8 protein-coding genes are annotated in these 14,748 nt (G+C 71.7%); 6 read left to right on the top strand and 2 right to left on the bottom strand.

Annotation, left to right across the window (positions count from 1 at the left end; all coding sequences use genetic code 11):
* Positions 1-36: 36 nt before the first annotated feature.
* On the bottom strand, positions 37-1,947 hold the full coding sequence (locus AB0I79_RS39250; protein WP_357884650.1) for an Ig domain-containing protein: 1,911 nt from the start codon (positions 1,945-1,947) through the stop codon (positions 37-39).
* A 315-nt stretch (positions 1,948-2,262) separates the two neighbouring features.
* Between AB0I79_RS39250 and AB0I79_RS39245 the strand changes: the two genes are divergently transcribed.
* From AB0I79_RS39245 to AB0I79_RS39230, 4 genes are read left to right on the top strand one after another with little or no spacing between them, the layout of a single operon-like run.
* Positions 2,263-4,158 carry a beta-L-arabinofuranosidase domain-containing protein gene (locus AB0I79_RS39245; protein WP_357884648.1) on the top strand — a complete coding sequence of 632 codons (1,896 nt, stop codon included), beginning with the start codon at positions 2,263-2,265 and terminating at the stop codon, positions 4,156-4,158.
* Positions 4,159-4,185: 27 nt separating this feature from the next.
* Positions 4,186-5,568 (top strand): extracellular solute-binding protein, encoded by a 1,383-nt coding sequence (locus tag AB0I79_RS39240; RefSeq protein WP_357884646.1) that lies wholly within the window; start codon positions 4,186-4,188, stop codon positions 5,566-5,568.
* Between the two features lies 1 nt (position 5,569).
* The gene (locus AB0I79_RS39235) at positions 5,570-6,469 is read left to right on the top strand and encodes a sugar ABC transporter permease (RefSeq protein WP_357884644.1); all 900 of its coding nucleotides are present in this window, start codon (positions 5,570-5,572) and stop codon (positions 6,467-6,469) included.
* Positions 6,466-7,362 (top strand): carbohydrate ABC transporter permease, encoded by an 897-nt coding sequence (locus AB0I79_RS39230; RefSeq protein ID WP_357884642.1) that lies wholly within the window; start codon positions 6,466-6,468, stop codon positions 7,360-7,362. The genes AB0I79_RS39235 and AB0I79_RS39230 overlap by 4 nt, the downstream gene beginning before the upstream one ends.
* 16 nt (positions 7,363-7,378) lie before the next feature.
* Here the strand turns inward: AB0I79_RS39230 and AB0I79_RS39225 are convergent, their stop codons facing one another.
* On the bottom strand, positions 7,379-7,684 hold the full coding sequence (locus AB0I79_RS39225) for a hypothetical protein (RefSeq protein ID WP_357884640.1): 306 nt from the start codon (positions 7,682-7,684) through the stop codon (positions 7,379-7,381).
* 113 nt (positions 7,685-7,797) lie between these two features.
* Between AB0I79_RS39225 and AB0I79_RS39220 the strand changes: the two genes are divergently transcribed.
* Together AB0I79_RS39220 and AB0I79_RS39215 are read left to right on the top strand one after the other, a co-directional pair.
* On the top strand, positions 7,798-8,175 hold the full coding sequence (locus tag AB0I79_RS39220) for a YbaB/EbfC family nucleoid-associated protein (protein WP_357884638.1): 378 nt from the start codon (positions 7,798-7,800) through the stop codon (positions 8,173-8,175).
* Positions 8,176-14,718, top strand: coding sequence for an NUDIX domain-containing protein (locus AB0I79_RS39215; protein WP_357884636.1), 6,543 nt, complete (start codon positions 8,176-8,178; stop codon positions 14,716-14,718).
* Positions 14,719-14,748 lie beyond the last annotated feature (30 nt).

Here is a 14,748-nt window from a genome sequence, read left to right as displayed (position 1 = left end):
CAAGTACCCACAAAAAAGTGGGTATGTGGCACGCCTCTACGCGTACGCCTTCACCTCCAGCAGCCCGACCGACGCCGCCCCGCTCTCCAGGACGACCCTGAGCCTGCTCGTGCTCACCGCGCCGAACGTGACCCGGTTGTAGGCGTTCAACGCCGTCGGATACGTGCCCGGGATGTCGGCGTAGGCGCTGCCGTTCCAGTACTGCAGCCGCCACGACGCCGGCGCCCGCACCCCGCCGTTGTCGTCGAAGAAGTACACCTCGGCCGAGCGCAGCGTCTGCGCGGACGGCCAGGTCAGCTCCGCCCACTGCGTGCCCGTCTGCGGCCAGGTGCCCCAGCGGCGGTTGACCGTGTCGTTGGAGGAGGGCGGGTCGATGCCGTCGTTGAGCGCCGCGACGTTCTCCCAGGGCGAGGTGTAGGAGGCGGACGGGGCGGCGCTCGCGGCCAGGTTCGCGGCGGGGGCGCCGCCGACGGTGAGGGTGAAGGTCCTGGTGACCGGGGTGCTCAGGCGGTCGTAGTCCCTGAGCTGGACGGTGAACGTGGCGGTGCCCGCCGCCGTGGGGGTGCCGGTGATGGCGCCCGTGAAGCGGTCGAGGCTGAGCCCGGCGGGCAGCGAGCCGCCGGTCACCTGCCAGTCGTAGAAGGGCACGCCGCCCCTGGCGGCCAGCGTGTGCTGGTAGGCGGTGCCGGGCGTGGCCTGGGGAAGCGAGGTGGTGGTGATGGCGGGCGCCAGGAACGGGGTGAGGTTGCGGTTGAGCTTCCATCCGGCGTTCTCGGCGACGAGCAGGGCCAGCTTGGTGAGCATCCAGCGGCGGGTGGGGAACAGGTGGGTCCAGCCGCCGCTCTGGCCGCTGAGGCGGTCCCAGTTCGGCTGGTCGCCGGGGATGTGGTAGCTGCTGTCGAGGGGGACCGCGCGGCCCTGGTAGGCGACCACGTCGGGGTCGTTGCCGCCGCCCGCCACGTAGGCGCGCATGCCGGCCCAGTCGCTGTGGAAGGCCACGGCGTGGCCGTACTCGTGCATGACCAGGCCGTGCACGTCGAGCACCGAGCCCTGGATCTCGGTCCTGTACCAGTCCTCGTCGGCCAGGGACGTGAACAGCTGCTTGTTCGCCTCGTCGTACTCGAGGATCATCGCGGTGGACCGGTGCAGCGGGCCCGGCACCTGCTGGCCGCCGCGGGTGCTGTAGCGGCCGTTGTTGGCGGGGTAGCCGGTCGAGTACGGGGTCTGGATGCCGCGGAAGAAGACGTACATGCCGTTGTAGGCGGCGTTGTTGGTGACGTTGACGGTGTTCTGCCAGTCGTTGCCCGGCAGGTGGTTGGGCTCCGCGCCGGCCGCCACGGTGTCGAACGGCTGCAGGTCGAAGAAGCGGAACCAGTCCTTGACGGCCTCCTCGGCGGCCGTGCGCACGCCGGCGTCGGAGAAGTAGCCGGTGATGTTGTCGTAGCGGTAGTCGAAGGCGATCGGGATGGTCGGCTGCAGCGCCGTCTTCTCGTCCTGCTGCACGTGGATGGGCAGGGAGTGCTGGTACGTCGCGCCGCCCGCGTCCCTGATCGACAGCCGCAGCGTGTGCTGCTCGTCGGCGCCGGGGCCGCGCTTGGAGTGGATGGCCAGGCGGAAGGCCTTCTGCTCCGAGGCGTTCGCGAACGTCAGGGTCTTGGTCGCGCCGGTGGCGGTGAGCTGGCTGGGCAGGTCCATCATCAGCCGGGACGTGCCCTCGGCCTTCAGGTCGATGGTGAGGGGGAAGCGCATGTCGGCCGGAGGCCTGACGGTGAGCTCGACGTACGGGTTGGCCAGGTAACCCTGCCAGTCGACCAGCTTGACGCCGTAGGAGTTGACGGTCCTGCCGAACATGTCGATGAGCTGGGCGGGCCCGGCGGCGTGCGCGGGGGCGGCCGGGACGGTGAGCAATGACGCGAGGAGGGCGGCCAGTGCGGCCAGTCGTCTCATGGCGGAAACCTTTCGCTAGGGGTGCGGGGGCGCCCGCCGGATGGCGGGATGGCGAAAGATCTAAAAGGTTTTCGGAAGCAAAACCCAGCCTCAGCCGTCTGTCAAGAGCCCTATGCCGCGCTTGCAGCAATGCAACGTTCCGATAACGAAGAAAAGGTTTTCGGTAGCCGCAGGTTGCGATCAAGCACGTCTTGGGGGAGCAAGGAGGGGCAACCGTTTTCCGGGCATTCACGCACCTGTCCACCTCTTGACGAGTGCTGTATCACATCTTACATTGCGGGCCAGGAAAACCTATTCCCGGCAACAGGGAGCGCGATGTCTGACCTCACGGGCCGCGTCCGTGGCCCGCTGGCTCCTTCCACCGCGGTCCAACGGCCGCTGAGCATCGACGACGTCGAGATCCACGGAGGCCCCCTCGGGCGCTGGCAGCAGATCAACCGCGAGGCGAGCATCCCGCTCGGCCTCGAGCAGATGGAGAAGTCCGGCGCGGCGCCGAACCTGAGGCTGGCGGCAGGGGAGGGTGACGGAACCTTCCAGGGCTACCGGTTCCAGGACTCCGACCTTTACAAGCAGCTGGAAGCGGTCGCCTGGGAGCACTGCCGGCACCCGGACGAGACCTACCGGTCCTTCGTCGCGGAGTCGGCCGCGCTGCTGTCCCGCGCGCAGCGCCCCGACGGGTACCTGAACTCGCACTACCAGGTGGTCAAGCCGGACCAGATCTTCGCCGAGCTGGAGTACAGCCACGAGATGTACTGCGCCGGCCACCTCGTCCAGGCCGCCGTGGCCGCGGCCCGCGCCGGGCTCGGCGAGGACCTCCTCGGCGTCGCCCGCCGCTTCGCCGACCTGCTCGTGCGACGGTTCCTGGTGGACGGCGACGACGGCATCGACGGGCACGCCGAGGTGGAGACGGCCCTGGTCGAGCTGTACCGGCTCACCGGGGAACGGCCCTACCTGGAGCTGGCCCGCAAGCTGATCGACAACCGGGGCAAGGGCCTGATCAAGAGCACCGGCATGGGCCCGCTCTACGCGCAGGACCACCTGCCCGTCCGCGAGGCCGCCACCCCCGTCGGGCACGCCGTGCGCCAGCTCTACCTGGAGGCGGGCGTCGTGGACGTCGCCGTAGAGACCGGCGACGCCGGCCTGCTCGCCTCCTCCGTACGCCGCTGGGAGGACCTGGTCGCCACCAAGACCTCCATCACCGGCGGGCACGGCTCGCGCCACGACGGCGAGGCGTTCGGCGAGCGGTACGAGCTGCCGCCCGACCGCGCCTACAACGAGAGCTGCGCGGCCATCGCGAGCATCCACTGGAACTGGCGGCTGCTGCTGGCCACCGGGCACGCCCGCTACGCCGACCTGATCGAGCGCACCCTCTACAACGCCTTCGCCGCCTCCACCAGCGGCGACGGCACCCGCTTCTTCTACGTCAACCCGCTGCAGCGCCGCGCCGACCTGTTCGAGGACGCCTACCTGGGCAGGCGCCGGGAGTGGTTCGCCTGCGCGTGCTGCCCGCCGAACATCATGCGGCTGGTCTCCTCGCTCGGCCACTACGTCGCCACCACCGGCGACGAGGGCGTGTCGGTGCACCAGTACGTGCCGGGGGTGATCCGCGCGGGCGGCGCCGTCCTCGACGTCGAGACCGGCTACCCGTGGGACGGCCGCGTGCGCTTCACCGTACGGTCCGCGCCGGGCGGCGAGTGGACGCTCAGGCTCCGCGTGCCCGCCTGGAGCAGCACCACCACGCTCACGTCCGACGCGGGCGGTCCCCGCGAGCTCGTGCCCGGCGCCGACGGTTATGCCGCGATCCGCCGCGAGTGGCAGGCGGGCGACGCCGTCACCCTCGACCTGGACCTCACGCCCCGGATCGTCCGCCCGCACCGCAGGATCGACGCGCTGCGCGGATGCGCGGCGATCGAGCGCGGCCCCATCGTCTACTGCTTCGAGCAGATCGACCAGGACACCGACCTCGACGACCTCGCCCTCACCCCCGGCGCCGCCCTCCGCACCGTCGAGCGGGACCTGCCCGGCATCGGCAGGACCGTGCTCGTCGAGGCCGACGCCGTCCGCCTGCCGCCCGCGCCAGCGCACGGGCTGCCCTACACGACCGGCACGGACGCGGCCCCCGCCGCCCGCGCGACCGCCACCGCCGTCCCCTACTACCAGTGGGACAACCGCGACGGCGGCGTCATGCGGGTCTGGATGCCCCTCGCCTGAATTTCGCCCGAGTAAGGAACACCCCCCATGAGAAGACGAGACCTGTTCAGGATGGGCGGCCTGGCCGCGCTGGGCGCGGCCGGGACGGCCTGCGGTTCGGGCAGCGGCTCCGGCGGTGGGACGGGCGCCGCCGGCTCCGCCGCGTTGCAGTTCATGTACTGGGGCTCCACGTTCGAGAAGGCCGCCATCGAGAAGATGCTCAAGGCCTTCGAGCAGAAGAACCCCGACATCAAGGTGAAACCGGTCTTCACCCCCGACGAGTACGACGTCAAGCTCAACAGCCTGGTGGCCGGCGGCCGCACGCCCGACCTGGGCTACGTGCCGATGTCGATGTCGTTCCGCCTGGCCGAGCAGGGCAACCTGGTCAACCTCCACCCGTACCTGCAGAAGTACCCGCAGCTCGCCGGCTACCTCCCGGACGCCTACCTCTGGTACGGCAAGGACAAGCTGCACGGCGTCTCCACCGCCAACGAGATCGAGCTGCTGTGGTACAGCAAGTCGGCCATCGCCGCCGCCGGCATCGCCCCGCCGCCGGCCGAGGCCGCCTCCGCCTGGACGTGGGACCAGCTGGTGGAGAACGCGTACAAGCTCACCGTGGACCAGAACGGCAAGCATCCCGACGAGTCCGGCTTCGACCCCGGGCAGGTCCGCCAGTTCGGCGTCTCGATCAGCATCACCTACGCCGCCGCCTGGTACGGCTTCCTGCGCAGCAACGGCGCCGACTTCGCCGACGAGGCGGGCAGGAGGTGCCTGCTGGACACCCCCGAGTCCATCCAGATGTTCCAGAACCTGCAGGACCTCATCTACAAGCACCGCGTCGCCCCCGGCCCCGGCCAGCTCGCCGCGACCGGCGACGACGTGCCCGGCACCAACATCCTGCTCAAGACCAAGCGGGTGGCGATGGTGGTGGACGGCCACTGGGCGCTGCTCGACATGAACGAGAGCAAGGTCGACTACGGCATCGGCGTGCTGCCGAAGTACGGTGAGCCGTTCACCACCTCCCAGGTCGCGGGCGCCTCGTCGGTGTTCGCCGGGACCAAGCACGTGGAGGAGGCGGTGGAGCTGTTCGCCTTCCACATCGACCCGCGCTACGTGGACCTGTACAAGCAGGGGCTGTGGATGCCGCAGGAGAAGAAGTACTACGAGGACCAGGCGGCCATCGACTCCTGGATCAAGAACGACGCCCACCCGCCCGAGTTCCGCACGGCGGTCGTGGACTACGGCCGCGACCACGGCGTGCCCGATCTGCGCAACCGGGTCAAGAACCTGTCCGCGATCTCCAGCGACGTGCTGACCCCCGCCCTGCAGGAGCTGGAATCCGGCAAGCGGCCCGCCGCCGAGATCCTCAAGGCGGTCACCCCCAAGATCACCGGCATGCTGCAGGGGTGGCAGCACACGCAGGAGCCGTGAGGTGGCGGGCCTGTCGGGCCAGCGCCGCATGGAGCGGCGCTGGGGCGTGCTCATGGCGCTCCCGGCCATCCTCGGATTCGTGATCTTCACGGCGGGGCCGATGGTGGCCTCGTTCGTGTTCAGCCTGACGGACTGGCAGGTGGGCGGCACTCCCGCGTACGTCGGGCTCGGCAACTACGCCGAACTGGCCCGCGACGAGCTGTTCTGGACGTCGCTCAGCGCCACCACGTACTACACGCTCGGAGCGGTCCCGCTGGTGCTGATCGTGTCGTTCGCGGTGGCCATGCTGCTCAACCAGAAGGTCCGCGGCCTGCCGGTCTGGCGCACCATCTTCTACCTGCCGACGCTCGTGCCGGCCATCGCGAACGTGGTGCTCTGGATCTGGATCTTCAACCCGGACTTCGGGCTGCTCAACTCGCTGCTGCGCCAGGCCGGGCTGCCGACCGGGCAGTGGATCTACGACGAGTCGATGGCCATCCCGTCGCTGATCGTGATGAGCACCTGGGGCTTCGGCAACACCATGGTGATCTTCCTGGCGGGGTTGCAGGGCGTGCCGCGGCACCTGTACGAGGCGGTCTCGATCGACGGCGGCGGCGCATGGCGGCGCTTCTGGCACGTGACGCTGCCCATGATGACGCCGACCATCTTCTACAACCTGGTGGTGGGCGTGGTCGGCACGTTCCAGGTGTTCAACCAGGCGTACGTGATGACCGAGGGCGGGCCCAACAACGCCACGCTCTTCTACGTCTACTACCTGTTCCGGATGGCGTTCAGGGAGAGCGAGATGGGGTACGCCAGCGCGCTCGCCTGGGTCCTGTTCATGATCATCGTGGTGGTCACGTTCCTGCTGTTCAGGAACGCGCGCCGCTGGGTCTACTACGAGATGGCAGGTGCGCGATGACCGCCGTCCAGGCGCCGCCGCGCACGGCACGCGTGGCCCCGGCCGCGGGCCCGCGCAGGCCCCGCAGGTACGGAAAGGCCCTGGTCTACCTGGCGCTGGTCGCCGGGGCGGTGCCGACGCTGCTGCCGTTCGTGTGGCTGGTGCGCAGCGCGCTGATGCAGGACGCGCAGATGTTCGTCGCGCCGCCGGAGTGGATCCCCTCGCCGTTCCAGTGGTCGAACTTCACCGAGGCGCTCACCGCCCAGCCGTTCTGGCTGTACTTCGTCAACACCGTGATCATCGCGGTGATCAGCGTGCTGGGCACCGTGCTGACCTGCTCGGTGGCCGCCTTCAGCTTCTCCCGCCTGCGCTGGCGCGGCCGGAACCTCACCTTCGCCGTGCTGCTCAGCGCCGTCATGCTGCCGTACGCGGTGACGCTGATCCCGACCTTCGTCATGTGGCAGGAGCTGGGCGCGCTGGACACCTTCATCCCGCTCACCGTGCCGAGCTGGTTCGCCGGGGCGGGCGGCGGCGTGTTCAACGTGTTCCTGCTGCGGCAGTTCTTCCTGACGATCCCGTTCGAGCTGGACGAGGCCGCCTACATCGACGGCGCGTCCCCGTGGCGGGTGTTCTGGACGATCGTCATGCCGCTGTCGAAGCCCGCGATCGTGGTGGTCACGATCTTCACGTTCATCGGCACCTGGAACGACTTCCTCGGGCCGCTGCTCTACCTCAACGACGAGGAGAAGTACACGCTCTCCCTCGGCCTGGCCTCCTTCCAGAGCATCTACCTCACCCAGTGGGGTTACCTGATGGCCGCCTCCGCGGCCGTCATAGCCCCGATCATCGCCCTGTTCTTCTTCCTGCAGCGCTACTTCATCGAAGGAGTCACCCTCACCGGCATCAAGAACTGACAGGCGGACGGCGCCGTCAGGCCTTCGGCGTCGAGGCGTCGTCGCCGGCGCGATACGTCGTCAGAGCGCGCAGCAGCCGGGTCTCCTCCCGGCTCAGCGCGGACACCAGCAGGGCGAGACCGGCGCCGATGCCGTCGATGCGCCGGCCTCGCGCCTGCCAGTAGGCGCGGCCGTAGTCGTCGTCGCCCAGGGCGGCGCGGGTGGTGCTCACCGACGTCTCGTACCGGACGTCGGTGTCGGACACGAGAGCGGACATGTCGCTCGTCCCGCGGGCCAGCCGGCGCAGCTGGCTCTTGCTGTAGGCGGATCCGTCGAAGTCCACGAGTCGGCAGCGTAGCGAATCACCGGGGCTCGAAGGTCATTCCGTGTCATGAAATGAGAGAAGATGAGGCATTGGAGGCCATTGAGACTGATGTTGCTAGTGTGGGGACGGCGATGGCATCGAACGAGCAGTGGCGGTTGCTGGAGCAGCTCGTCCAGGAGGTCAACCAGCAGACCGAGCAGCTCAAACAGATGCAGGAGCGGATGCGGGAGCTGTCGGCGACGGCCAGTTCCCGTGACGGCATGGTGACCGTCACCGTCGGCCCCCGCGGTGAGGTGCGCACGATCGAGCTCGACCCTCGGGTCTACCGGAAGTTGTCTCCGTCGGAGTTGTCCGACTCGATCGTGGAACAGATCGGGCACGCGACCCGGCAGGTCTCCGGCGAGATGAAGGAGCTGATGGCACCCTTCGTGCCGGACCTGCCCTTCGACGACCTGTTCGGGGAGGAGACCGGCTTCGACTCCTTCCTCCCGCAACCGGGAACCCCGTAGATGGGACTCGATCTCAGCCTGGTGCCCGAGGTGGTCAGGCCGATGGCGCAGCCGCTGACGGGCGGCGCGTTGCCCGAGGCCGACGTCGGCGGGATCATCGCCGAGGCGCGGACGCTGGAGGAGCTGGCCGACGTCCTGGCCGAGATCAAGGCGGACGACGCCGGCGCCGTCATGCGGCTGCTGCGCGACGGGCTCTGGCAGGGGGCGGCCAAGGAGTCGTTCGAGCAGGTCTTCGCCGCCCTCAGCGGGCGGCAGGACCCGAACGGCTCGCCCGAGGCGCTGCTCGACCTGCTGGAGCAGGCGCTGCGGGACGAGGCGCGGTCCTTGCGCGAGCACGGCGTGCGGATGCAGCACACCGAGTGGATGATCTACGCGTCGCTGGCGCTCCTCGGCGCGATGATCGTCAGGCTGCTGGTGTGGATCTACGTGAACGGTCCCGCCGTTCTCCGGCTGATCCAGCACCACTCGCTGCTGACCAAGGTGAACATCCAGACACTGAAGCGGCTCGTGCTCCTGAACATGCTGCGGTTCGGCGGCATCATGGGCGGCCTGGACCTCGGCGTGCAGGCCGCCCAGCAGCTCTGGGGCGATCGCGAGGTGGGCGACTTCGACCTCCAGTCGCTCGCCCTGTCGGCGGGCAGCGGCGCGCTGACCGGCGCACTGTTCGCCGGCGCGAACGCGGGCCTGTCGCGGCTGCTGAGCCGGAAGATGGTGTACGTCGCCTCCAAGGCGGAGCTGGCCGTGCGCGACAGGCTCGTGGCGCTCGGGCAGAGCATGTACGGCCAGGCGCTGCTGGGCGGGGTGACGGGCACCGCGGGCGCGGTCCCCGGGCTCGCGCTCAGCGGGCAGCTCGACGCCGAGCACCTCGGGTACACGTTCATCTCGGGTGTCGCGGGCGGCCTCGACGTGCCGGCTTCGGCGCGGGTGAGCTACCTCCCGATGCTGGCCGTCGCCGATCTCGGCCCCCACCCACCCGGCTCCGGCCCTCCCTCCGGCTCCGGAACTTCCCCCGACTCGGGCCCTCCTTCCGGCCCGGGTTCTGCCGCCGGCTCCGGGTCTCCCTCAGGCCGGGACGCCGCCCTGCCGGGTCCTGGTCTTCCCCCGGCCGGTCCGCATCAGCCGGCCGCGGGCCACGGCGACACCAGTGGCTCACCGGGGCCCCGGCCGGATGCCGCGACCCTCGCGCAGCATGCATCGCCCGAGAGCCGCGGCGGCGTCGGCGCCGTGATCGACCGGCCACCGCCCTCCGAACCCGGCGGCGGCACGCCTGCGCCGCATCGCGGCGACACGATCGTGGGCGAGGTCGTCCAGCGCCGTGACACGCTGCTGCCCGCCACCCCGGCCGAGCGCCCTGCCTCCGGCGGCGCCCTGCTCGCTGAGCGGACGCCGCCGCACAACGCCGCCCCTGCCGAGCGAAGCCCGGTGAGCGGAGCTCCGGCGGTCCGGAGCGATGCCGTGACCCCGGGCGACCTTCCCCGCGGCTCGGCGCTCCCGGCCACCGTTCCGGCCGTCAACGCGGTCTCGCACGTCACGGAGACGGCCGACCAGGACCCGGCCGAGCGAAACCTCACCGACTCGGACACTGCCGAGCGAAACGCCGCCGAACGGAATTCGTCCGAGCAGGACAGAGCCGCGCAGGACAGGGCCGAGGGGGACGGGGCCGCGCAGGACAGAATCGCGCCGGACGGGGCCGCGCAGGACAGCGCTGGAAGGGACCGGGCGGGGAGGGACGGGGGCGAGCACAGCACCGGCAGGGACGCCGCGGATGCGGCGGCTTCCCGCTCGGCGCCACTCCCGCAGCGGGATCACGGCGCCACGCCCGGGGCGGACGAGCAGACGTCCGCGGCCTCCCGGACGTCCCCGGACCGGACAGAGCCGCCCGTGATCCCCGGCACGGCCCCGGCCGCCGCCCGTCCGGCGCATCAGGACCGCCCCGCCGACGCGGGCCTCCCTGCTTCCGTGCCGCACGTCGGAGCGCCGCCTCCCGTCCACGGCCGGTCCGCGGCGCCGGGGGAACACCCGCGCCCGCAGGACGGACGCCCGTCCACGGAAGCGGCACGCCCGCCCGCAGCGGCACACTCGCCCGCGGAGACGGCACATCTGCCCGCAGCGGCGCATCCGCGTGGGGAGACGGCGCACCCGCCGGCAGCGGCGCATCCGCGTGGGGAGACGGCGCACCCGCCGGCTCCCGACCGGCGGAGTGTCCTGGAGGTCCTGAGCGCGCCGGCCGCCCACTCCAGGGCCCTGCCCGCCGCCCCCGGCCCGATCGGGTCGGCGCCGGAACGGGTGGCGAGCCTGCTCAGCCAGGACGGCGCGTACGACCCGATCAGCGTCCCCGCCTGGGTCGCCTCCGACAGGGCGGCCGTGGAGCGGCTGTCGGACACGATGCACTCCTCGACGCGGGACCTCCTCGGCGCCGCCCGCAAGGACGGCCTGCTGCGGGCGGTCGGCGACCCCGGCCAGCTCCTGGTCCACTACGAGTACCAGGCCCTGGGCAGGACCATCCGCTCCTGGCAGGCGGTCGAGCGGAGCGACCTGCCGTCCTTCGCGCGGGGCCCCGGTGACATCGTCGGCCCCCGCCGGATCCTGCGCCAGTTGCCGTTCGACTCGCCCGAGGCGGTGGGCACCGCGCGGCGCCTGGCCGTCCAGGAACTGATCAAGAGGTGGGGCTTCGGCGCGGGCGAGATGCTGCCGCCGCGGCTGGCCATGAACATGGCCGCGCTCGACGAGTTCGGGCTGACGGGCGTCCTGGACCTGCAGACGTACGGCGATCCCAACCGCGCCAGGACCGCCGCCAGGGACTACGCCCGCGACGGCGAGGTGCTGCGCGACTTCCTGCGGCAGCAGTACGCGCAGACCCAGCGCGAGCTGAGCCGCCACGGCATCGAGGAGCTGGCGCTCTACCGTGGCGTGGCGTTCGAGCAGGGGCGCACCATGCCGGCCCTGGCCGCCGCCGCGACCGGCGACGTGGTGGCGGTTCCGCCGGCGCTGCCGCTGCAGTCCTGGAGTGCCATGCCGGGGGTCGCCAAGCGGTACACCGGCCTGGGGGACGGGGCGGTCATGGCGGGCGTCTTCCCGGCCTCCCGCGTGCTGGCCACCCCGTGGACGGGGATGGGCCAGCTGCCCCTGCACGAGTTCGTCCTGCTCGCCGCGCCCGGCGAGGTCACCGTGCTGCGGCCGCCGCACATCGGCGAGACCGGTCCCGGCCCGTCGTACGCCGACCTTCCCCGCGGCTGGCGGATCAAGCAGTCGGGTGACGACTGGACGGAGTGCGACCAGGGGCACCGGCACTGGGGCACCCAGGGCGGGGCGGGCCTGCTGCCCTTCCACCGCGGGCCCGGCGGCGAGGTGCACGTCCTCGTGCAACTGCGCTCCCTGGAGACGCACCACGGAGGGCTGTGGGGGCCGGTCGCCGGTGCCCGCCAGGCCGGCGAGCAGCCCGTCGAGACGGCGTTCCGCGAAGCGGGCGAGGAGATGAGGCTGGACCTGAGCGAGGTGGAGGTGCGCGCGGTCCACCACGACGATCATGGCGGCTGGGCGTTCGACACCGTCATCGGCGAGGTGCCCTCCCGGGCCGACGTGTGGCCCGCGTCTCCGGAGTCCATCGACATCGCGTGGGTGCCGCTGCGGGAGGTGGCGAGCCTTGATCTGCACCCGGACTTCGCCGCGGCCTGGCCCGAGATCCGCGCCCGGCTCGAGCACGTCGTGGCGGACCCGGCGCACTCCGGCACCGTGCCACCCGCCACGCCGCAGATCACGCCGCCCGTCACGCCGCCCGTCACGCAGGCTGTCCCGCCGCCCGTGCCCGAGACCGCCGTTGCGGGTGCGGCGGCGGGTGAGGTCCGCCACGCGCGCACGCCCGCGGTGCCCGGCCCCCCGGACACCGCGCTCAGCGACGGGTACTCCCCGATAGCCGATCCACGGCCGCGCAACTTCGCCGAGGCCGCGGCGATCGTCCACCGCTGGACGCCCGGCGACGGAGGCCGCCACGAGGACGGCGCGTCGAATCGCATCGAACGGCTGCTCAACGGCCAGCAGGAGGACGGCGGCCCACCGCACGAGGGGCTCCTGGAGCGGGGCAGGCGCCTGATGCGGGAGCTGCCCGTCGAGCAGCAGAGCGACGCGGCGGCCGCGGCCCTGGCCTCGATGAGCACGAGCCTGGGCGCGGAGAACCCGAGAAGGGCCATCGGCGACCTGGCGATGCAGCTCTTCAGCGCGCGCCTGGACGTCGACGCCCTGGTCGATCTCTACCAGGACGCCCAGCGGCAGGGCATGACGCCCGAGGCCGCACGCGACCGCGCCGAGCTGGCCGACGTCCTCGGCAGGGCCATGGCGGCTGATCGTCACCGCTGGCTCGGCCACCAGCATCGATCCCTGCTGCCCTCCTCGACCGTCGCGCAGGCGCGCGTGGCCGGGCTCATGGTGGAGATGATGGGGCCCCTGGTCACTCCGGGCACCGTCAGCGCGTTCACCCGGCCGCTGCTCCAAGCCGCCGGTGTCCACAACGTCCAGCAGGTGCTGCCGCTCGTGCAGGCGGCGCACGCCAACGGTCACCTGCTGCCGGGGACGACGGGGGACAGGGCCTTCCACGACGCCATGCGAGGGTTCCGGCAGGCGGACCCGGAGCTGTGGAACGGCCTGCTGGTGGCCGGGAAGTACGCGCTGGGCGAGGTGAGCGCCTCCAGCGCCCGGGTGCTGGGGGCGCTGAACGACATCGTCACGCATCCGGAGACGGGCATGGGGCGGCGGGTCGTCCTGCCGCTGGAGCGCCTGGCCCGCGACGTGGGCCAGGCAGGCTCGCTGGAGCAGCTCATCCGCCTGGCCGGGGACGCGCGGGCGCACGGCGCGGACCCGGCGCGGGCCGCCGGCGCCCGCGAGCTCGCCGATCTGCTCATCGCCCATCGGGCGCGAGACCCGTACCTGTGGGACGGGTTGCGGCTCGCGGACGAGTACGGCGTCACGCGGGCGACCGACGCCGAGGCACGCGCCCTGGCCCGGCTCGCCGAGATCACCCGTCCAGGGCCGTCGTCCCGGATGTGGGTGTTCGACCCGCTGCGCCGCCTGGCCGACGAGGCGGGCCTCGGCCCGTCCGCGGAGAGGCTGGCCCAGCGGGCGGCCGAGGCCGGGCAGCACGGCTTCGACCTCTTCGGCCCCGTCGACCGGCGGCAGGTGCTCGACGCGCTGCGGCTTCCCCCGCCTGAGAGCGGAACACCGGACCTGCCCGGGAGCAGAGCGCCCGATGGGCCCGATGTGTCCGGGAGCAGAGTGCCCGATCCGCGCGGGAGCGCTCCGGGCCCGCACGATCTGTCCCCGTCGGCCGTGCGGGAGGCCCGCGAGGCCGCGAGCCGCGACCACGCTCGGGCGCGGCACGAGTACCGCCACAGCCTCTCCCGCCTGAGCCGCTCCCTGCAGTCGCTCACCGGCGCGGACCCGCGCAGCGTGCTGGAGCGGCAACTGGTCGCCTCGCTGGAGTCCCGCGTGCAGGCGTGGCGGCGCTGGCCGGACGTCCCCGAGGTGTCGTTCACGCGCGACTTCGACGCCTTCAGAAGGGCCTACGACCAGGCGGTGGAGCGCGCGCTCAGGGGCGAGGCGGTGATCCCGTACCTGTACGACAACGCCACCGCCTCCCTGGGCGCCCGTGACGGCGGACGCGGGTTCGGCCTCGAGATCGAGTTCGACATGCCGAAGGGCGCCATGACCGACAGGGCGATGGACATCCCCCGCGCCCTGCACGAGGCCGGCCTGACCGCCGACGCCACCGTGCACGCCTACCACTCCTCCAAGGACGCGGGCTACCGTTCGGGCGCGCACGGCGGGCGCGGCCTGTGGAGGCTGGAGAACGACAGCACGGTGATGGGCGAGCTGGTCTCGCCCATCCTGTACGACGAGCCGGAGACGTGGGAGAACATCCGCCTGGCCTGCGAGATCATCCGCGCCCACGGCGGCACGGCCAGCGTCAGGACGGGCGGGCACATCCACGTGAGCACGCACGACTACGACCACCTCGTGGGCAACTACACCAGCGTGCTGAACTACGTGGCCCAGCACACCGACACGCTCTACAGGCTCGGGCACAACCCGGAGAGGGAGGGCCACCGCGGGCAGGAATGGTGCCGCCCCAGCTCGCCGCACGCCGCGGGCTACCGGTCGATCGCGCAGGTGCAGGGTCTCCACGGGCGCAAGACGGCGGTGAACACGTTCGGCGTGACGGGCAGGCGGACCGACCACGTCGAGCTCCGGATGTGGGACGGATCGCTCGATCCGGCCGTGATCCAGTCGCAGGTGAAGGTCTCGCTCGCGGTGGTCGAGGCCGCGTTCCGCAACGCGATCCTGGACGCGCCGCCCAACGGGGGCCGGCATGACCCCCTGGGCGCCCACGCGGGCCTGCGCCACCTCGGCTCCCGGGCGGACACCACCGAGGAGGGCAGCCTCTCCTTCCGGATGCTGATGGACGAGATATTCTGGCGGGCCGCCGACAAGGAGCAGCTCACCGCCTTGTACGCGGTGACCCGCTGGGCCGTCCCGGACGAGGGGGAGCCATGATGAGCGCACCGGCGGACGGGACGCCGGGCA

The sequence above is a fragment of the Nonomuraea sp. NPDC050202 genome (genome assembly GCF_040656115.1).
In the GTDB taxonomy this organism is placed as follows: Bacteria; Actinomycetota; Actinomycetes; order Streptosporangiales; family Streptosporangiaceae; genus Nonomuraea.
Note: the sequence above shows the minus strand (reverse complement) of the source record. Positions and strands in the feature narration are given on the sequence as shown.